Source organism: Edaphobacter sp. (genome assembly GCF_035532915.1).
In the GTDB taxonomy this organism is placed as follows: domain Bacteria; phylum Acidobacteriota; class Terriglobia; order Terriglobales; family Acidobacteriaceae; genus Edaphobacter.
On sequence record NZ_DATKQC010000320.1, the window covers coordinates 1 to 19,335 of the forward strand.

At 58.8% G+C, this 19,335-nt stretch carries 21 protein-coding genes; 15 read left to right on the forward strand and 6 right to left on the reverse strand.

All coding sequences use genetic code 11. From position 1 onward, the window contains the following. Nucleotides 1-848: DEAD/DEAH box helicase family protein (locus VMU57_RS15315; RefSeq protein ID WP_325384940.1), on the reverse strand; the 848-nt coding region annotated here is incomplete at its 3' end. Nucleotides 849-1,029: 181 nt separating this feature from the next. Here VMU57_RS15315 and VMU57_RS15320 point away from each other — a divergent pair. Then, nucleotides 1,030-1,971 carry an FkbM family methyltransferase gene (locus VMU57_RS15320; RefSeq protein WP_325384942.1) on the forward strand — a complete coding sequence of 314 codons (942 nt, stop codon included), beginning with the start codon at nucleotides 1,030-1,032 and terminating at the stop codon, nucleotides 1,969-1,971. A 36-nt stretch (nucleotides 1,972-2,007) separates the two neighbouring features. Further along, a complete protein-coding gene (locus tag VMU57_RS15325) occupies nucleotides 2,008-2,592 on the forward strand; it encodes a histidine phosphatase family protein (protein ID WP_325384944.1) in 585 nt (194 codons plus the stop codon). 122 nt (nucleotides 2,593-2,714) lie between these two features. Here the strand turns inward: VMU57_RS15325 and VMU57_RS15330 are convergent, their stop codons facing one another. Together VMU57_RS15330 and VMU57_RS15335 are read right to left on the reverse strand one after the other, a co-directional pair. Then, nucleotides 2,715-3,938: an FAD-dependent oxidoreductase gene (locus tag VMU57_RS15330; protein WP_325384946.1), complete on the reverse strand. Its 1,224-nt coding sequence runs from the start codon at nucleotides 3,936-3,938 to the stop codon at nucleotides 2,715-2,717. A gap of 663 nt (nucleotides 3,939-4,601) precedes the next feature. Next, complete coding sequence (locus VMU57_RS15335) at nucleotides 4,602-5,306, reverse strand: HAD family hydrolase (RefSeq protein WP_325384948.1); 705 nt, start codon at nucleotides 5,304-5,306, stop codon at nucleotides 4,602-4,604. A gap of 60 nt (nucleotides 5,307-5,366) precedes the next feature. On the opposite strand from VMU57_RS15335, the gene VMU57_RS15340 reads away from it, so the two are divergent. Continuing rightward, nucleotides 5,367-6,047: a carbonic anhydrase gene (locus VMU57_RS15340; protein WP_325384950.1), complete on the forward strand. Its 681-nt coding sequence runs from the start codon at nucleotides 5,367-5,369 to the stop codon at nucleotides 6,045-6,047. Between the two features lie 182 nt (nucleotides 6,048-6,229). Here the strand turns inward: VMU57_RS15340 and VMU57_RS15345 are convergent, their stop codons facing one another. From VMU57_RS15345 to lexA, 3 genes are all read right to left on the reverse strand, one after another. After that, nucleotides 6,230-7,081 (reverse strand): DUF4097 family beta strand repeat-containing protein, encoded by an 852-nt coding sequence (locus VMU57_RS15345; RefSeq protein ID WP_325384952.1) that lies wholly within the window; start codon nucleotides 7,079-7,081, stop codon nucleotides 6,230-6,232. Nucleotides 7,082-7,122: 41 nt separating this feature from the next. Then, nucleotides 7,123-8,331, reverse strand: a complete 1,209-nt coding sequence (locus VMU57_RS15350) for an efflux RND transporter periplasmic adaptor subunit (protein WP_325384954.1) — start codon at nucleotides 8,329-8,331, stop codon at nucleotides 7,123-7,125. 126 nt (nucleotides 8,332-8,457) lie between these two features. After that, complete coding sequence (lexA, locus tag VMU57_RS15355) at nucleotides 8,458-9,063, reverse strand: transcriptional repressor LexA (RefSeq protein ID WP_325384956.1); 606 nt, start codon at nucleotides 9,061-9,063, stop codon at nucleotides 8,458-8,460. Between the two features lie 213 nt (nucleotides 9,064-9,276). On the opposite strand from lexA, the gene VMU57_RS15360 reads away from it, so the two are divergent. From VMU57_RS15360 to VMU57_RS15415, 12 genes are all read left to right on the forward strand, one after another. Continuing rightward, entirely contained in the window at nucleotides 9,277-10,020 is a 744-nt protein-coding gene (locus VMU57_RS15360; protein WP_325384958.1) for a response regulator transcription factor, read from the forward strand. Then, nucleotides 10,007-10,273, forward strand: coding sequence for a hypothetical protein (locus VMU57_RS15365; protein WP_325384960.1), 267 nt, complete (start codon nucleotides 10,007-10,009; stop codon nucleotides 10,271-10,273). Before VMU57_RS15360 ends, VMU57_RS15365 begins: the two co-directional genes overlap by 14 nt. A gap of 5 nt (nucleotides 10,274-10,278) precedes the next feature. Continuing rightward, a complete protein-coding gene (locus tag VMU57_RS15370) occupies nucleotides 10,279-11,592 on the forward strand; it encodes a sigma-54 dependent transcriptional regulator (RefSeq protein ID WP_325384962.1) in 1,314 nt (437 codons plus the stop codon). A 106-nt stretch (nucleotides 11,593-11,698) separates the two neighbouring features. After that, nucleotides 11,699-12,061, forward strand: a complete 363-nt coding sequence (locus VMU57_RS15375) for a flagellar basal body rod protein FlgB (RefSeq protein WP_325384964.1) — start codon at nucleotides 11,699-11,701, stop codon at nucleotides 12,059-12,061. 3 nt (nucleotides 12,062-12,064) lie between these two features. Further along, nucleotides 12,065-12,598, forward strand: coding sequence for a flagellar basal body rod protein FlgC (gene flgC, locus VMU57_RS15380; RefSeq protein ID WP_325384966.1), 534 nt, complete (start codon nucleotides 12,065-12,067; stop codon nucleotides 12,596-12,598). A 23-nt stretch (nucleotides 12,599-12,621) separates the two neighbouring features. After that, entirely contained in the window at nucleotides 12,622-12,948 is a 327-nt protein-coding gene (gene fliE / locus VMU57_RS15385) for a flagellar hook-basal body complex protein FliE (RefSeq protein ID WP_325384968.1), read from the forward strand. Nucleotides 12,949-12,975: 27 nt separating this feature from the next. Beyond that, on the forward strand, nucleotides 12,976-14,772 hold the full coding sequence (gene fliF / locus VMU57_RS15390; protein WP_325384970.1) for a flagellar basal-body MS-ring/collar protein FliF: 1,797 nt from the start codon (nucleotides 12,976-12,978) through the stop codon (nucleotides 14,770-14,772). Continuing rightward, nucleotides 14,772-15,860, forward strand: a complete 1,089-nt coding sequence (gene fliG, locus VMU57_RS15395; protein ID WP_325384972.1) for a flagellar motor switch protein FliG — start codon at nucleotides 14,772-14,774, stop codon at nucleotides 15,858-15,860. The genes fliF and fliG overlap by 1 nt, the downstream gene beginning before the upstream one ends. Next, nucleotides 15,844-16,596: a FliH/SctL family protein gene (locus VMU57_RS15400; protein ID WP_325384974.1), complete on the forward strand. Its 753-nt coding sequence runs from the start codon at nucleotides 15,844-15,846 to the stop codon at nucleotides 16,594-16,596. Before fliG ends, VMU57_RS15400 begins: the two co-directional genes overlap by 17 nt. Further along, entirely contained in the window at nucleotides 16,596-17,921 is a 1,326-nt protein-coding gene (locus tag VMU57_RS15405) for a FliI/YscN family ATPase (protein ID WP_325384979.1), read from the forward strand. The genes VMU57_RS15400 and VMU57_RS15405 overlap by 1 nt, the downstream gene beginning before the upstream one ends. A 2-nt stretch (nucleotides 17,922-17,923) precedes the next feature. Further along, nucleotides 17,924-18,406 carry a hypothetical protein gene (locus tag VMU57_RS15410; protein ID WP_325384976.1) on the forward strand — a complete coding sequence of 161 codons (483 nt, stop codon included), beginning with the start codon at nucleotides 17,924-17,926 and terminating at the stop codon, nucleotides 18,404-18,406. A 466-nt stretch (nucleotides 18,407-18,872) separates the two neighbouring features. Further along, on the forward strand, nucleotides 18,873-19,335 hold a 463-nt coding region (locus VMU57_RS15415), incomplete at its 3' end, for a hypothetical protein (protein WP_325384977.1).

Consider the following 19,335-nt stretch of genomic DNA (forward strand, 5'->3'; position numbering starts at 1 on the left):
ATGCGCTGCGACTCGACCAGGCGGCCTTCTTTTTCCAGTTGCGCCTCCCACTCGAAGAGCTCTTCGAGGATGGATTCAGAGGCCGCCTTCTTGCGTTCAGGCTGCACTACATAGTGAGACTTTGGATAGATGGGCAGGCGCGAATATTTCTGGCGGACGCTGCCGAAGAGAGGATCGATCTGCGAGAGCGAGTCGATCTCGTCGCCGAAGAGCTCGATGCGGTAGGCGTTTTCATCGTAGGTCGGATAGACCTCGATGATGTCTCCACGGACGCGAAAGGTGCCGCGGCGGAAGTCCACATCGTTGCGCTCGTAGAGGATCTCGACCAGGCGGCGGGTGATGTCTTCGCGCTTGATCTTCTGGCCTTTTTCGAGCAGCAGCAACATGCCGTAGTAGGCTTCGGGTGAGCCGAGGCCGTAGATGCACGAGACCGAGCTGACGATGATGCAGTCGCGGCGCTCGAAGAGGGAGCGCGTGGCGGATAAGCGGAGCTTGTCCAGCTCTTCGTTGATGGTGGCTTCCTTTTCGATAAAAAGGTCGCCTGCGGGGATGTAGGCTTCGGGCTGGTAGTAGTCGTAGTAGGAGACGAAGTATTCGACGGCGTTGTTGGGGAAGAAGGTCTTGAATTCGTGATAGAGCTGTGCGGCGAGCGTCTTGTTATGCGCCAGAACAAGGGCAGGTCGGTTCGACTCGGCGATGACCTTGGCCATGGTGAAGGTCTTGCCGGAGCCGGTGACGCCGAGCAGGACCTGGTCTTTCTCTCCAGCGTTGAGGCCGCTCACAAGTTCGTCAATTGCGCGGGGCTGATCACCCTGTGGCTTGTAGGTAGTGGAGAGTTGGAAGTCCATTACTTATAAGATAATGGATTGAAAGTGGCCGCGCGACTTGACGCGATTACTAGAGGGCCTATGGACGAAGCATAGCTGCCACCCGGCAGCCTAGGCCTGTATTAGAAACTCGATACTTTTATGACGAACTGTTCCGTTCTCCTTTCAGAATAGTTAGTCTAAATACCGCTAAGATAGTTTTATGCATAAGCTATTGAAGCCACTGATCCCTGAATTTGTCCGTCGTGCGAGGCGGCGTTCTTACCTGGAGCGCCTGGGAACGCATCATGGTATATCGGTTCGATTTGCCGAAGAATTTATCGAGATAAATCGAGGAAGCTCTGTGCTGCGCCTCGGACTGGGGCAAGAGGTGTATTCAGCGGACTGCATAACCGACTTCGATTATTATTTCGATTCCGTTACCCCACTGAAGATGCAAGGGCGGTATTTGGCGGATTTCAGTACACCGCGTTTCCACAGGATCGCCGGTTTCGATCACTTTCCCATTTTGATCCCGACGATTCCAGAACCCTATGTAACCGTCGAGCAGTATCTATCTTTTGCACGGCTGAAGCCTGGGGGCATTGTGTTCGACCTTGGGGTCTATGCGGGGATAACCTCGATCGCTTTTTCGCAAACAGTCGGGGCAGAGGGAGCGGTATTTGGATTCGAAGCCGACAGAATAAACTTTGAAGTCGCCTCGGAAAATTTAGAGACCGCCCGGCGTTTCGGTATGCCGGCCAATACGATGCTGATACAGAAGGCCGTATGGTGTCACGGAAATGGACTTGAATTTTCGAGCGAAGGCGCTATGGGATCCAGCGCGGTTTCGATTGTAGGAAAAGGACGCGGTCAAATCGTGACGGTGCCAACGACAACGCTTGCGGATTTTTGTGCCGAGCAAGGGATAGACAGGGTCGATTTTATCAAGATGGATATCGAAGGAGCCGAGGTTGAGGTTCTAGAGAGTTCCAGACAGTTGCTCTCCCAATTGAGGCCGCGGCTTGTCATTGAGCCGCATTACGCAAATGGTGAACTGACCACCGCTCGTTGTTGCGAGCTTCTTCAGAGCATTGGTTATAAGACGGAGGTTGTCGTGCAACATGGCGTTTCGCTGCCCCTGATCGAAGCTTCTCCTCAATAGAATGCGTCGAAATGCAAAGGTACAAGGGAGGCGAAGGTGAGTGCAGAGCTTTGGTTGATCCGGCACGGCGAGACCGAGTGGAGTCTGAATCGGAAGCACACCAGCCGGACGGATGTTGGGCTGACAGAGCATGGGCGACAGCGAGCACTGGAGTTGCGTAGCTATCTTGCCGGGACAGAGTTTACGGCGGTGTTCAGCAGTCCAATGAAACGGGCGCGAGAGACCTGCGCGATTGCCGGGTTTGGAGATGTCGCCAGCGTGGATGAGGGGCTGATGGAGTGGGACTATGGCGTTCACGAGGGACGGACGACCGAAGAGATTCGGGCGGAGACGCCGGGTTGGTCTGTCTGGAAAGATGAGATTGTTGGGGGCGAGACGGCGGAAGAGGTTGGGGAGCGTGCGGATGGCCTAATTGCGCGAGCTTTGGCGGCGGGCGGAGAGAGTGGCCGCGTGGCTTTGTTCGCTCATGCCCATATTTTGCGGATACTTGCGGCACGCTGGGTCGGGTTGGAGGCGCGGAATGGAAGGCTGTTTGTGCTGGGGACAGGCAGTGTGAGCGTGCTGGGATGGGAGCGGGAGACTCGGGTGATCGAGGCATGGAACCGCGGCTTCGAGGGGTAGACTCAATCAGCAAAATGGGCAATGTAACCTGTAAAAGAACTGTTTATAGGTTACAGAATCGAAAATGTAACCGGTATGATCGATTTTTACCGGTTACGTCGTACAGGGTGCCCTCTGACTGCTTAATGGGGCTGGATGTGCTCGGGACGGACGCCCATGCCGATGAAGCGGGCCATGCTGCGCCGGAAGAAGCGGCGGCCTGACAGAAGCCGAAGCAGCAGAGGCGGTTTGATTGCTTCAGGATGACCCAGAGTACGAATCAGAAAACGGTGGATTGTGACCTGAAATACCTGGGTGATGCGAGTGGGGAGTTCGCGGCGACTCTGGACGTGGGCGAGGGTGAGCTCGGTGACGATGCTGGCTTTGAGCGCGGGCGCGAGGATGCGGGCAGCGGCTACCGCATCCTGAATAGCGAGGTTGATGCCGATGCCGCCCACCGGCGACATGGCGTGAGCGGCGTCGCCGATGCATAGGAGGCCAGGTCTGTGCCAGCGGGTGAGGCGATTGACCTGAATGGAGAGAAGCTTGAGCTGGTCCCACTCGGTGATCTCGTGGACGCGATCGGCTAAGAACGGGACGAGGCGGACGAGCGATTCGCGGAAGGCGTCGAGGCCCGTGGGCTGGATGTGGGTGGCGAAGGTGTCTTTGGCGATGATGAAGCCGCACTGGTAGTAGTCGCCGCGGTTGATGAGGATGAGGAAGCTGCCGAAGTTGATGTTGCCGAGGGCGTTCTCGGGTTCGCCTTCGCGGCGACTGAGGCGGAACCAGAGGATATCGATGGGTGCTCCGGTGTCGTGAAGAGGGAGATGGCCGGAGGCACGGGTGATGGCGTGGCGGCCGTCGCAGCCGACGACGAGGGAGGACCGAATTTCGACCGGGCCTGACGGCGTATTGGCGCGGACGCCGGTGACGCGGTCTTTGGCTTCGATGAGGCTGGTCGCCTCGTGCTCCATCAGGAGATGAAAGTTGGGCAGCTTCGAGGCCTGCGCGGAGAGGAAGTTGAGGAAGTCCCACTGGGGCATGAGCGCGATGAACTTTGCATGAGTGGGGAGGTGGGTGAAGTCGCTTATGGGAAGCGTTCGGCCCCCGATGGCGATAGCAAGCTCGGTGAGCTGCTGATAAGGGAGGGCAAGGAATTCGTCGAGCAGGCCTAGTTCGTAGAGGAGCTGGAGCGTGGAGGGATGGATGGTGTCGCCGCGGAAGTCGCGGAAGAAGTCCTTGTGTTTTTCGAGGACGGTGACGTCGACTCCGGAGCGGGCAAGGAGAAAGCCGAGCATGATTCCGGCTGGGCCTCCTCCGACGATGCAGCATGTAGTGGTGAGGGGCGTGCTCAGAGAGGCTGCCATGGTGTGCGGCAAGGGTAGCAAGGGGTTGGTGGGGAGTCAAAAGAAATGAAGAACGTTTGGAAAGATGACAGGAGTGTCTGACCAATCTTTTAGAAGCTGTCTAAAAACTGTCATGGATGGTGATGTCTTCAGTGAGAAAGAACGGGCAGTGGCAAAAGCAACGGCGAAATACAGGGGTCTCTCCACTCCGCTGCGCTCCGGTCGAAATGACGTGCTTTGTTTGCGGCTCTGATCGAGATGACGTTATTTTGAGTTTTGATGAGACTTTTAGAGTTTTTAGGTAGGTATCTTAGGGATGCTCTGATTTACTCACGGAGACTTGCCCCAGGGGCTAAAGCCCCATTTCTCTTATTAGACTTGCGGCACGGCTGAAGCCGTGCCCTTAAGCAAAGCTACGGCATAATTGGAGACCCTTTGAATAAAACTACGGCTTCATCAGAGTCGCTTAAACAAAACCATGGCTTCATGTCCTTAAACAAAACTATGGCTTCATCGGAGGCCCTTGGTGAGTTGGAGCAGTGTGAGAGGGCATACCCCAGAGGCTGAAGCCTCACATCATTTTCATATCCAGAAAGCGACCCAAGGCTGAAGCCTTGGGGTACCTAAAAGCAAAGGAACAGGCACTGGCGAATGGGCCTCATTCGTTGGTCGTAGCAGATATGGTCATCGGTTGATGCCGAGGATGGTGAGCCAGTCGGTAGGAGTGTGGGCTAGAGCATCGGGCTGGATGGTGGCGAGCGATTGCGGAGCGAGCCCGAAGGTGCAGCCGATGGAGCGGGCTCCGGCGTTGCGGGCAGTGAGGATGTCAACGTGCGAGTCGCCGACCATGAGGGTTTCTGCGGGAGCGATGGTTTGGCCGCTGATGGCGGAGGCTTCGGCGATGAGGGTTTGCAGGCCGTGGGGATCGGGTTTTTTGGTGTGAAAGCTGTTGCCGCCGTAGTTCTGAAAGAAGAAACGCGAGAGGCCGAAGTGGTCGCAGATGTCGCGTGAGGGGTTGACGGGTTTGTTGGTGAGGACGGCCATCAGGGTTTCGGGCCAGGCGGCGCGGATGGTTTCGAGCGACGAGAGGATGCCGGGGTAGACGTAAGTGAAGTCCAGCTTGTGGATGCGGTAGTAGTCGAGAAAATAGGTGAGGACTTCGGTTACATATTCCTCGTCGTGAACGTCGCCTTCGGGGTCTCCGAGGGCGCGGCGGACGAGCATGGAGGCTCCGTCGCCGATGTAGCTGGCGATGACTGGCTCGGGGAGGGGCGACTTGTTGAAGTGGGCGAGCGCCGCGTTGATGGAGTTGCAGAGATCGACGCTGGAGTCGATGAGGGTGCCATCGAGATCGAAGACGATGAGGCTGGGGCGGGAGAGGGAGGACATTTCTTAACGATAATCGACGAAGCTGGAGTAAGCTCAGTGCGAACGCAAGGAGGCAGTGCGATGAGCGAACTGGAAATAAGCGCATGGACACGGCGGCGGTTTATGACGGCAGTGGCGGCAACCGGAGTTGCCGGGAGCGCAATGATGCATGGGCTCGCGGCTGAGGCACAGAATCCGGTTGACGCGGAAGAGGCGATCAAGGAGCTGATGGCCGGCAACGCGAGGTTTGTCGCAGGTAGGCCGACTTCCTTTGATCTTGACCTCAAGATCTTGAAGGCGGGGACGGTAGAGAAGCAGGAGCCGTTTGCCGCGATCCTGTCATGCGCGGACTCGCGGGTTCCGGTGGAGCTGGTCTTCGATCAGAGCATCGGACATTTATTCGTGACGCGAGTTGCGGGAAATATGCTGACTCCCGAGATCATCGGCAGCCTGGAGTATGGCGTGGCTGTGCTTGGAGTCAAGGCGATTATGGTGCTGGGGCATGCGAAGTGCGGCGCCGTGAGCGCGGCCATGAAGGGGCAGGAGGTTCCCGGGCAGATCAGCGTGCTTTATCAGCACATGATGCCGGCGATCAAGGACATTCATGAGGATGTTGCGGCAGCGGTGAAGGCGAATGCTGTGTTTCAGGCGCAACTACTGCGGGAGAGCTCGACCGTGATTGCCAAGGCGATGAAAGAGGATGGGGTGAAGGTGGTCGCCGGATACTACGAGCTTGCGACGGGAAAGGTGCACCCGCTTTAAGGAGTTCATTGTGGGAAGAAGTTTCCTGGTCGAACGAAGGCGCAATGCGGGGGTCTCTCCACCGCGCAACGGACGATGAAACTGTCCGTTGCTTCGGTGGAGATGACGCATCTCTGTTTGCTTCAGAAAAAAAGCTGCAGCGGATATGACGCATCTTCAGTACGGTTCAGAAAGGCTTCGGCCTATTTGATGTCGATATCGCCTGAGCCGGTGTTGGCGCGGACAGTGGGGCCGCCTCCGTTGACGGAGCCTGTGATGTGATGCTTGTTCATCTCGCCCTGCATGGCGATGGGTTGAGCTGTGCGTAAGGTGCCGGAGCCGGTGCTGGCATTGAGGGTGAAGTGTGCGGACGAGCCGAGCGTGAGGTGAATGTCTCCTGAGCCGGTGTCCAGCTTCCAGTCGGAGGTGGGGCGGCCGCTTGCCTCGATGTTTCCTGAGCCCGTGCCTGCCTTAAGGCCGCCGGAGATGTCGTTGAGCTGGATGTTGCCGGAGCCGGTCTGGGCGCGGACATCGCCAGCTGCGGTCTGTTGAAGATAGATGTCTCCTGAACCGCTCTGCAGGTCGGCGGGGCCGTGGATGCCCTGGGCGTGGACGTTGCCGGAGCCGGAGGTGGCTTTGAGATAGGCTCCGACGTCTTGAATGTCGACGTCGCCGGAGCCGCTGCCGGCGTGGATGCTGGAGGCCCGGGGAAGAGTGACGTCGTAGTCGATGCTGATATTGCGGTAGAGCTCGCGGGATTGGGTGTCGCCGATGGTGATGGTGTTGCCATTCTGAGAGATGGGCGGGTTGTTCACAATCTGCTGGACGCGCGATTCACTGTCCTTGTTGAACCAGGAATTGCTGGGGCGAACGTGACCGATGACATGCACCTGACTGTCGGAGCCGGGATGGACATGAATGTAGCCGGAGCCGGTGGAGAGGGAGACGCTGGGCGCGGCGTTGATGTTGAGGGTACGGTCGAAGTCTTTGCCTGCGGCGAAGGCGACCGAGGCTGCAAGAGTAAGAATGGCGGCGGTGAGGGCGCGGGTTTTCATGGAGGCTCCTTGAGTGCGAGGATGTTTCAGCACGGCGGCTGCTATTGCTGCAGGATGACCGTGTCTCCGCTGTTGAGGCCGGAGAGGAGTTCGGTTTTGGTGCCGTTGGAGATGCCGGCCTTGATGGTTACCTTGCGGCGTCCGTTTTTCTGTTTGGGGTCGGGAACTTCGACGGAGGCGTTGCGGTCCTTGTCGTAGAGGACGGCTTGCTCGGGAACGGTGAGGACGTTTTTGTGCTCGTCGAGGATGATCTCGGCGTTGGCGGTCATGTTGGCTTTCAGCTCGCCGCCGGGATTGTCGATGGAGACGCGGACTTCGAAGGTGGTGACGTTGTCCTTTTCGACGCCGAGAGGAGCGATCTTGGTGACCTTGCCGTAGAAGGTCTTGTCCTTGAAGGATTCGACCTTGATGCGGGCGGGCTGGCCGAGATAGACCTTGCCGATGTCGGACTCGTCGACCTTGCCCTTGACGTAGACCTGGGTGGTGTCGCCGATGGTCATGACGAGCGTGGCGGTCGAGCCGAGGACGAGGATGGAGCTGACGGCATCGCCGACTTCGACGTCGCGGGAGAGGACGGTGCCGTCCATGGGCGAGATGATGATGGTGTAGCTGAGCTGCTCTTCAAGCTGCCTGAGAGATGCCTGGGCTTCGGCGACCTGTGACTGCGCCTGCTTGAGCTTGGCGTTGTCGACGGTGATCTGAGCAACGGCCTTGTCGCGGGTGTTGGCGGCGAAGAGGTATTTCTGCTCGGCGTCGTCGAGGGCCTGTTTGGAGACGACTCCATCTTTGGACATCTGAACTGCGCGCTCGTAGGTGTGCTTGTACATGGGCAGGTCAGGCGCCTCGGCGTTGACCTTGTCGTACTCGATGGAGGCGGCGGCCGCGTGGGCGTTCGATTCGGCGGCGGCGAGCTGGGCCTTTTGCGCGGCTACCTGCGCCAGAATCTCAATCTGGTCGAGCTGGGCGAGGAGCTGGCCCTGATGAACGTGGGCGTTGATGTCGACGAAGAGCTTGGTGACGATGCCGCTGGCCTTGGATTTGACCTCGACCTGCGTGATGGGCTGGACCTTGCCGGTGGCGACGACGGAGCGGGCGATGTCTCCGCGCTCAACTTTGGCAAGCTGCGAGGGGTCAAGTTTGGTGCTGCTGCCCCTGGCGGCGATCGTGATGCCTGCGATCACCGCAATGAACAGAACAACAATGCCGCCCCATATCCAGAGTTTGCGTTTATTCTTGCGCGCTGTCGCCACGTGGTCGCTCCGAGAGATGCTGGTTGAAATCAACGATGAGCCGTCTCGGAGAAGTTTACGCAGAATACGGGGGGTTGGTTCCGTGATGGGCGGGAAAAATTGTTTGCGGCGTGTGGAGTGGTGTATTCAGGCGTATTTGCGCAGGACGCCCAGGACTTTGCCCTGGATGCTGACGTTGGCTGCTGGGGCGTAGATGGGGGCCATCTCCGTGTTGGAGGGCTGGAGGCGGATCATGCTGCCCTCGCGGTAGAAGCGCTTGAGGGTAGCGTCCGAGCCGTCGATGAGAGCGACGATGATCTCGCCTTCGCGGGCGGTGCGGGTGCGCTCGACGAGGACGTAATCGCCGGAGACGATGTGCTCGTCGCGCATGGAGTCGCCGCGGACTTCGAGTGCGAAGACTTCGCGGTTGCCAATGATGTCGTTGAGCGAGATGCTCTCCGCTGTTTCGATGGCCTCTACCGGGCGGCCGGCGGCGATGCGGCCAAGCAGGGGAAGGCGGTCCGAGCCTTTTTTACTGGAGCGGGCAGGCAGCACATCGATGGAACGGCTGCGATTATGGGCGCGCTGGAGCAGCCCTTTGTTCTGCAGGTTGGTGACGTGTTTGTGCACGGTGGCGAGCGAACTGAGGCCGAGACCGCTGGCGATCTCTTCGTAGGACGGAGAGTAGCCGTTCTTCTGCGTGAATCCGGAGAGAAAGTCGAGAACCTCTTTTTGCCGCCGCGTGATAGCCATGCGGAGATTGTAGCGAATAAAAGGCGAATTGCAATAACTTTATTGATTCCCGATTTTTTCAGTTACCAACGGTGAGTCATTATCGGACATAATTCCCATTTTGAAATCGGGTTATGCAAAATACTTCACATTCATCTTGTCACCCCGTTCCGGATCAACCAAGGTGGTTACACACCGTTGGGAATCGCAACACAACGGGAATGGAGAAAGAAAATGCAGGTATTGATTGTTGAAGATGACACAGCCTTGGGATCGTTTCTGCAGAAGGGTATGAAGTTGGAAGGGCATGAGGTGGAGTGGGTCGCAGATGGAGAAGCGGCTTTGCTGCACGTCGAAGAGCGCCGGCCCGACTTGATGGTGCTGGACCTGAGCCTGCCGCGAAAGGACGGGACAGAGGTGCTGGCAGAGATGCAGGGCCGCTTTGATGAGATGGCGGTGCTGGTGCTGACCGGACGAAGCCAGGTGGAGGAACGGGTGAAGTGCCTGAACCTGGGAGCGGATGATTGCCTGTTGAAGCCGTTCAGTTTTCATGAGCTGACGGCGAGATGCCGGGCGCTGCTTCGGCGGCGGGAGCAGTTTGCCGATCCCGTGCTGCGGCACGGCGACGTTGAGCTGAACCGGATGGACCGCAGGGTCTCGCGGCGCGGCGCGGCGGTGGAGCTGACGGTGAAGGAGTTCAACCTGCTGGAGTTTCTCATGCTGCGGCGAGGGCGGTGTTGCAGCCGTACCGAGTTGCTGCAGGAGGTCTGGCACATGTCGCCGGATGCGGGGACGAATGTTGTGGATGTGTACATCAACTATCTGCGGAAGAAGTTGAGCGTGGCGGAGGGGGACGTAGATGCGGCCTACCCCGTGATTGAGACGGTGCGCGGTGAGGGCTACCAGATGGGCAGCATGAAGAAGATACCGCAACGGGTCAACGAGTTTTCGCGGCGTGCAATGTTTGCCAGTGCGTGACGGAGCGCAAAAGCCGGAGACAGGGCTGGCGGTGCGGATGGATGACGCGCTGCATGGACTCTGCCAACCGCTGACGGTACTGCAATGCCGACTCGCGATGGGCGAGTTGATCGGCGGACACGATGCCATGCGGACGGCAATTGCCGAAGCGCTGGTGGAGTGTACGCGGGTGAATCTGGCGGTCAGTCTGATGCGGGAGATGTTGCAGCACGAGTTACAGATAGATCGAGATATGCAGGAGAGGATGAGGTAAATCGGATGAGCGCAGTTCAGGATATCGTGACGGGAATGGGTGTTGTGGAAGTAGCGGCGCGAACGGTTGTACTTGCAAGCGCGGACGCGGCATTGCGGCAGAGATTGCGGCGGTCTTTGACCGGGTTGCGCTGGCAGGTGCGCGAGGCGACGGGCGGAGCGGAGGCTATGGCGCAGTTGGAGGCCTCGCGGCCGGAGGCGCTGCTGGTGGATAGCTGGCTGCCTGATCTTGAGGTGGGCGAGTTTGCAGGCCAGGTGCGGCGGATGTATCCGACGATGGAGATGCTGCGAGTGGATGGCGGCGTGGATGGAGGAGCGCGGAGCCCGCGGAGGAATGAGCTGCTTCATGCGCTGCGCGAGGCGCAGGAGGCTCCGCTGAACGACACAGCGACGTGGAAGGCGGCGCCTATTGTCGTGCCTCGCAGTCCAGGCAGAGCGCCGTCGGTGGTGAAGAATTTCGATCAGGAGGCGGCAAGGCGCGCACTCTCGGTGCTGCTGGGACGCGAGGAGACCTCGCGACCGGAGAGCGTTGTGGGCAGTCCTTTGCAGGATGAAGTGATGTTGCCGGAGATGGTGGGTGCGAGCGAGCCGATGCGAGAGCTGACGCGGTTGATCCGGCTGGTCGCTCCACGTTCGACTACGGTGCTGATCGAGGGCGAGACGGGAACGGGCAAGGAGGTTGTGGCGCAGGCGTTGCATCGGCTGAGCGAGCGAGCGGCGAAGCCGTTTACCGTGTTGAACTGCGCGGCCATTCCGGAGGCGCTGCTGGAGGCGGAGTTGTTCGGCCATGCACGAGGAGCCTTTACCGGAGCGGTGCAATCGCGGACGGGAAGAATCGAAGCGGCCCATGGTGGGACGCTGTTTCTCGATGAGATTGGCGAGATGCCGATGGCGTTGCAGGCGAAGATGCTGCGCTTTCTGGAGTGCGGCGAACTGCAGCGCGTAGGCGACAACGAGACGGTGCGCGTGGATGTGCGTGTGATTGCGGCGACGCACCAGCCGCTGCAGCAGAGGTCGGAAGAGCGGACGTTTCGCCTGGACCTCTATCACCGGCTTGCGGTATTTCCGGTTGAGGTCCCTGCATTGCGCGACAGGATGGAAGACCTTAATCTGCTCACCGAACACATTCTTGAAAAGATGGGACAGAAGATGCCGCGCAAGCGATTGAGCGCGGAGGCTGCAGCCAAGTTGCATGAGCATCATTGGCCGGGCAATGTCCGTGAGCTGATGCACGTGCTGGAACGAGGCGCGATTCTGTCTGGCGACAGGATGGAGGTCGGCGCGGAGGAGATTCGCTATCGGCGGGCGACGCGGGAGTAGCAGTTGAAGAAAGATGAAAATCTGCCGATAGATAAGAGCGCTCTCATCCGAGGGCGCTTTTGTTTGGAACCCCGACTGCATAGGTAATCGCGTGGAGGTGACGAGCATGGATGTGATGACCCCGACGAGCGATGCATTGAACAAGTATCTCGACCTGACCAGCGAGCAGATGAAGTTGACGGCCAGCAACATGGCCAATGTCGATACACCTGGCTATAAGACCGAGGGCTTCAACTTCGAGCAACAGTTTTTGCAGCAGATGAATGGAAGCCCGGATGCAGATTTTGGTGCAGGGGCGGAGGTTGAGAACGTCGATGGCCTGGTCTCCCGGCCCGACGGAAACAACGTCTCGATGGACCGCGAAGGAATGCAGATGGCGAAGTCGCAGTTGCAGTTTCGGATGGGTGTGGAGCTGCTGAAGCAGCAGTTCACCAACGTGATGGATGCGATCCATGCGGAGGCGAAGTAAGCCATGAATCTATTTGGCGTGATGGATGTGAGTGCGTCGGCGCTGAAGGCCGAGCGGGTTCGGGCTGAGGTAGTTGCTTCGAATATGGCAAACGCGGAGACGACGCGGACTCCGGAGGGCGGCCCTTACCAGAGGCACCATGTGGTGTTTGAAGCGGAAGGGGGCAGCAATTTTCAGAGCTCGCTGATGAGCCAGATGAGCTCGACGAATGAAGACACAAGCGATGGTCTGGGCGGTTTTGACACGGGCTTTAGCAGCGGGTTTACGAATGATCTTTCGAGCGATGTGACTGCATCGGGTGGCGCGCCGGGCGGAGTGGCAGTGACGGGCGTGATTGCGGACCAGAGCGCTCCGCTGCGCCGTTATGATCCGCAGCATCCCGACGCCGGGCCGGATGGATTTGTAGCCTATCCCGATATCAACCCATTGACCGAGATGACGGATTTGATGGGAGCGACAAGATCGTATGGGATGAATGCCTCCGCGGTGCAGGCGGAGAAGAACATGGTTGGGTCATCGTTAGACATTTTGAAGTAGAGAAGACGAGAGAGGGTTGAGCAATGATTGATGCTGGAACAATTGCAAGCGTGATGAGCAGCGCCCAGGGCGCAGCGGGAGCGAATGGATTTATGGACACCGCAAAGAATGCCGCGGCCAATAGCGGAGCTGTGCCGTTTGCCGGAATGTTTCAGACGATGGTGCAGCAGACCAGCGCACTCGACAAGAAGGCAAGCGACGCGGTGACGGGCTTGCTGACCGGGAACGGTGTCGAGATTCATGACGCGATGATTGCGACGCAGAAGGCCGACATGGCCTTTGAGCTGGCGCTGCAGGTGCGGAACAAGGCGGTTGGGGCGTACCAGCAGATGATGGGCATGCAGTTCTAAACGAGATTGAAGGAATGCTGAGGCGAGATGGCTGAGATAGAGCGGGCAGGGCTGGAGAAGACCGGGCAGCGCGTTGCCGAGGCTTCCGGCGATGGGCTGGTGGACAGAGCGGCGGCGATGGCGTCCGCGATGCAGCAGCGTCTGATGGCGATGCCGGTGGGCAAGCGGACGTGGCTGATTGCGTCGGCTGCATTTCTGGCTGCGGCCTGCGTGGGGATGATGTGGTTTGCTCAGCGCCCGGATTGGCGGGTACTGTTCAGCGGGCTTGACGGCAAAGACACGCAGCAGGTATCGCAGGAGCTTGCGGCGGCAGGAATTTCTTTTCAGATGACGGCGGACGGCACCGGGATCGAGGTGCCGGCGGACATGTTGGACAAGGCACGCATGGAGGTTGCGGCGAAGGGGATGCCGCAGTCGGGGCGGCTGGGGTTCGAGCTGTTCGACAAGCCGAACTGGGTGGGGAGCGAGTTCGATGAACGGGTGAACTATCAGCGCGCGCTCGAAGGAGAACTGGAGCACACGATTGAGACGCTCGCGGTTGTGCGATCGGCGCGGGTGCATCTGGTGTTGCCGCAGCAGAGCTTGTTTGTGTCGGAGGAAAAGGCAGCGAAGGCTTCGGTGGTGTTGAAGCTTCGGCGGTCGACGGTCGACCCGGAGCAGGCAGATGCGATTCGCAGCCTGGTGGCGGGGGCGGTAGAGAATTTAAGTCCCGATCAGGTGACGCTGGTCGATGCCGATGGAAGGGCGAATCTGAAGCCGAGATCGGGCGATGCAACCAAGGACGAGGCGGAGCAGGAGATGGAGGCAAAGCTGGTGGCGATGCTCGAGCCCCTGGCCGGCCGTGACAATGTTCGCGCGACAGTGAATGTGAGCTACGACGAAGGAAGCGAGGAGCGGACCGACGAGGTCTACGACCCAAGCCAGACGGCAACGCTCAGTATGCAGAAGAAGGAAGAGGTCTCGGCCCTGCCGACGAAGGCATCGGGGGTTCCGGGTACGGCGAGCAACTCTCCTGCCGGTGCTCCCGCGGGTTCTGTGGCGGGATCGCAGGCTGCTGCGGCTCCGGGAACTCCGCCGCTGTTACAGAAGCAGGCGCTGCCGGTGTATCCGCAGCAAGGCAATGGGCGCGATCAGAGTATCCAGGAAGAGAACGGGACCTATGGAGTGACCAAACATCTGCTGCACTCGGAAGAAGGACCGGGGCGAGTACGACGAGTGACTGCGGCAGTGGTGGTGAACGACCGGGAGGCGACGGTAGGTACGGGCAAACTGGAGCATACGGTCTGGAAGCCGCGAAGCGCGGACGAGATGCGCAGGCTCGAACAACTGGCACAGGCAGCGGTTGGGTACGATGCGAGGCGAGGGGACCAGGTGGTGATGGAAAACATCAGCTTCAGTACCAATGGTCCAGAGATGAAGCCGCCGATGATAGACAGCGTGATGCAGGGAGCGAAGACGCTCGCAGCGTCGCAGCCTGGAATGATGCGAACTTTGGTGATAGGACTCTGCGGCGTGCTGCTTGTGTTGTTTGTGCTGCGTCCTATGGGCAGACAGGTAGCGGCTACGCTGCGCGAGCCCTTGCTGCTGACCGAAGGTGCGAGCGCTTCGACAGCCCTGGGCCAAGAACAGGATCGGATGTTGCCGGCTGAACCGGAATGGAGACCGGATGAGACAGAGGATCTGCTGCCCCTGCCGATGAGGAGCAGGGCCCAAAGGCAACAACAGGGGATCTTCGATCACGTCTCCGAACATATTCGCCGGGAGCCCGCGCAGAGCACAAGGCTGCTGGAGGCATGGATTGGATCGACAGAGGATGGTGAGTGATGGGTGCAGCGATGCAGATGCGTGAAGCAGAGAGTGTGAGGCATAATCCGTTGTTGCTTCCCGCGGAGTCGGGGTTTGCGCCTGCGGAGATACCTGGTCTGCGCAAGGCCGCGATCCTGATGGTGGCGCTTGGCGACGAGTTGGCGAAGACGCTCTTTCTGAGTTTGTCGGAGGCCGATGTCCGGCGCGTGACGGAGGAGATTACTCGCCTGGGCGAGATTCCCGCGCAGCAACTGACCCAGGTGTTGACGGAGTTTTACGGTCTGCTGGAGACCCAGCAGTACATGGTGCGCGGTGGTCCGGAGTATGCGCTCAAGCTGTTGACGGAGGCCTTTGGCTCGAGCAAGGCTGAGGATCTTCTGGCACAGGTGAAGAAGGTCCGGGAACGGACCAACGGCGATATGGCCATGCTGCAGAAGATGGATCCGCAACATTTGAGCAAGTTTCTGGAGACCGAACACCCGCAGACGATTGCGCTGGTGCTGGCGCATCTGGATGCGAGGCGTGGATCGGCGGTGCTGATGAGCCTGCATGGACAGATGCGGGTCGATGTGGTGCGGCGATTGGCGGAGATGCGGCAGTTTTCGCCGGAGATGGCGCAGACGGTTGCGCTGGTACTGCACAAACGGATGGAGGGAGCCGGTTCGTCCGGAAGAAAGTCTTACTCCGGCTTCAAAGCGGTGGCGGAGTTGCTGAACCGGCTGGACCAGATCGAGAGCAAGGGGATTCTTGAGGAGATCGAGCACGATGAGCCTCAGCTTGCGATTGGGATTAGAAACCTGATGTTTACCTTTGAAGATCTGGTGACGGTGCCGCCCGAGAGTATTCGCGAGTTTGTCGCGGCCGCCGACAAAAAAGTACTGGCACTGGCACTCAAAGGCGGACGCGACAACGTCAAGTCGCATCTGTTCAAGGCGATGAGCTCTCGTGCTGTCGAGATGCTTAAAGAGGACATGGAGGTGATGGGGCCTGTCCGCTTGAAAGAGGTCAACCATGCCCAGCAGGAGCTGCTGGCCCTGGCCCGCCAGCTTGAAAGCGAAGGCCGCATGATTTTGAAGATGGAGGTAGACGATGATCTCGCTATCTGAGGAAAAAGGGAATGCAAACACAGACCATACGCTGCCAGGAATGCCTGGAAGACTAATGGGTGGGCTGCATAAAAAGAATGATATTTCGCGGCTCGAGTTTTATTCCCTGAGTGAACCGGGAACAGACCCGGCGCAGGACACAGATGTGGTGCAGGTGTTGAACGCTGATGAGGTTTACACGCAGGAACAAGTCGAAGAGATAAAGGCTCAATTGGAGTTGCAGCAACAGGGATTCAGCGCACAGATGGAGAGTGTGCGCAGCGAGACGAGAGCTGAATCGCGGCAGGAGTGGGAAGAGGAGTTGCTGGAAAGGGTACTGCTGGAACGAGCCCGCGTGACGCAAGCTTTAGAAGCATTTGAAGTTGAGCGTAAGCGTTACTTCATCGACGTAGAGGCAGAGGTTGTGAAGCTGGCCCTCGCGATTGCAGCGCGGATTCTGCATCGTGAAGCGAAGCTCGATCCTCTGCTCCTAACGGCGGCCGTTCGTGTCGTACTGGATAAGGTGACGGACAACAGCACGATGGAGTTGCGCGTTCCTGCCGGCGAGTTGGAGAGCTGGAAGAACGCGCTCGAGATGGATGCGGAATCGCGAGTGCAACTGGTGGGAGATGTACGGCTGGAGGCCGGAGAATGCATCCTTGAAGCGGCCGTGGGGAAGGTGGAACTGGGCATCCGTGCGCAGTTGGAGGAGATTGAGAAAGGGTTCTTCGACCTTCTGCAGCAGAGGCCCGCTTGATGCTCGAGGAGGAGACGACCTATCCGCTTCTTGGCTCCTATTTTGCACAACTGGCAACGCGCCCGGCATTGCGGTGGAGCGGACGCGTCGTGGAAGCCAATGAGCAGACGGTCGAGGCCGATGGGCCCCTGTGTTCGGTAGGCGAGTGCTGCGAGATTCTAGATGGTGAAGGTAAGAGGCATCGCGCCGAGGTAATTGGATTTCGCGGACGACATGTTCTGGCCATGCCGCTCGAAGCGACACGGGGGATTCGTTATGGAGACTCGCTCGTTGCGATGGGAGTGACGCCTGGAATCGCGGTTGGAGAAGAGCTGGAGGGACGCATCTTGAATGCGTTGGGCGAACCTCTCGATGGGATGCCAACCCCAAGATCGGCAGGGATGTGGCCTCTTGACGGTGCGGTGCCGCACCCGATGGCGAGAGAGCCGATTAAAGATTCATTGCAGACAGGGCTGAGGGTCATCGATGGTATGTTGACCGTTGGACGCGGTCAGCGAGTTGGCATCTTTGGCGGATCGGGTGTAGGCAAAAGCACCTTGATCGGAATGATGACTCGTAATACCGCCGCTGATCTTACGGTTGTGGGGCTGGTAGGCGAGCGCGGGCGCGAGGTGCGTGAGTTTGTTGAAGACTCGCTTGGTGAAGAGGGACTTCGGCGTTCGGTTGTGTTGGTGTCGACTTCGGACCAAAGCCCGTTGTTGCGAATGCGCGCGGCCATGGCCGCTACGGCGGTTGCAGAATATTATGCTGCGCGGGGGAAGCATGTGTTGTTGGTGTTGGATTCATTGACGCGGTATGCGATGGCAGCGCGCGAGATTGGGCTGGCTGCGGGCGAACCTCCAGCCAGCAAAGGGTATACCCCATCAGTGTTTGCTCGGCTGGCAAAGCTGGTAGAGCGCGCAGGGAACTTTCAGAACGGCAGCATTACGGCGTTCTATACCGTGTTGATGGAAGGCGACGATCAACAGGACCCAGTCGTGGATGCGGTGCGGTCGCTTCTGGACGGACATGTCGTTTTGTCGAGGTCGATGGCGGCTGGAGGATGGTATCCGCCAGTGGACGTTCTCGACTCGTTGAGCAGGTTGATGCCTGCGGTTACGGCATCCGAGCATCGCTCTCAGGCGATGTTGGCGCGTCGGTTGCTGGCAGCCCATGCGCGTTCGGAGGACCTGATTCGCATTGGCGCTTATAAGGCAGGAATGGATGCGGAGCTGGACCGCGCGATGCGAGCCATGCCTGGGCTGCGCGAATTCATGGAGCAGGGAAGCCATGAGCGCGTGACCATGGAGCAGACCGTAGCACGGTTGCAAGCGATGGAGTTGTAATCATGCATGCCCGGTTAGCAGGGCTTAAGCGGCTGATGTCGTTGTATGGGGACATCGAAGAGATGCATTCGTCAGGCCTGCAGCGGGCCATGAGGGCTGTCCATGAGGCGGAGCAGGCGATTGGCGCCGAAGAAGAGAGAGCACGCTCTTCGAACTCTCGCGGCCGCGATGCATTGGTCGCGGGAGACGCTCTGGGATTGGCCGCAGCCCGTACGCAACGGGAGATCGCCGAATGGAGACAGGAGCGCCTGCGGCAGCTCCGGTTGGAGCGTGAGATGTTGAAAGACGAGGTGCGAAAACAGTATCTTGCCAGCCGCATGCAGAGTGAACAGATGAAATATGTCGTCGATAATGCGGCGGCGCAGGCCGAGGTCGAGGCCGGACGAAAGACGCAAGCGGCGTTGGACGATCGATTTCTTGCACGGAGGAGATGGTCGGACGCTCGAGACCAATTGCTGATCACGTCCGAGATAAGTTCTTCCTAATCCTTTCGGCAACTTCTTTGGCGGGTGAAATGCATTTGACTCGTAAGACGGAAGAGGAAGAGACATGCTGATGGCAGCAGTAACTTCAACATCGCTTGGTACAGATACGACTAGCACTCGGCCTGCCGCTTCCGGGCATACGGAGCCTGCTGGCATGTCGTTTGTCGAGAGCCTTGCTGAAAATAATGTCGCTGCAGGAGAGACGCCATTGAATGTGGGCGGCCAGACCAAGCCAAAAAACGCTGTTGAGAGCGACGTCGCCACTCCTCGTAAGCCAATTTCTGCAGCGGGATCTGCGATCAGTGTTACTCAGAAAGCCAAGGCTACAACTGAAGATGTGAAGTCTTTGGGGTCGCTGAGGACGGGAACGGCAGCTGTTCCTGTTGCAAATAAAACAGGCTCAAGCGTAGCCAGCGCTGTGTCCCCGCGTGACGCAAAGCTAAGTGAGGCGAATGCTGCTTCTCAGATGAAGATCTACGATGACCAGCCCGTTCCGGTTGTTCCGGGAACCGGGATAAGCCAGGGACAAAAGCTCGCGAACAGTGCGGCTGATGGGAGCGTGCAGGACAGCACAGAGGGAGCTGAGGGCCTCGATCCACAAATTGCAACTCCGACAACTGCCCCAGCGACGGACGGGAACGTGAAGCTGGTGATTACAGGCAAGAGCGAGAGCCCTCTTCATGGCAAGAGCCAAGACGATTCAACCGGGAGAGTTATTAAAGGCCAGGGCGCATCGGTGAAAGCAGAGAAGGGCGCTAAGGGTGAAGCTAAGCAAGATAAGAAAGACAAGGCAGGTATAGCCGAGAGTGCGGCTGCTGTCGAGTTTCAACCTTCAGTTTCGGCTCAAGTGTTCGTGAATCCGGTTGGCGTACAACCATCCGTGGCGGGAGATGCAGAGCCCGAGGTGTTGCTGTCCACCTCCGCTGTCA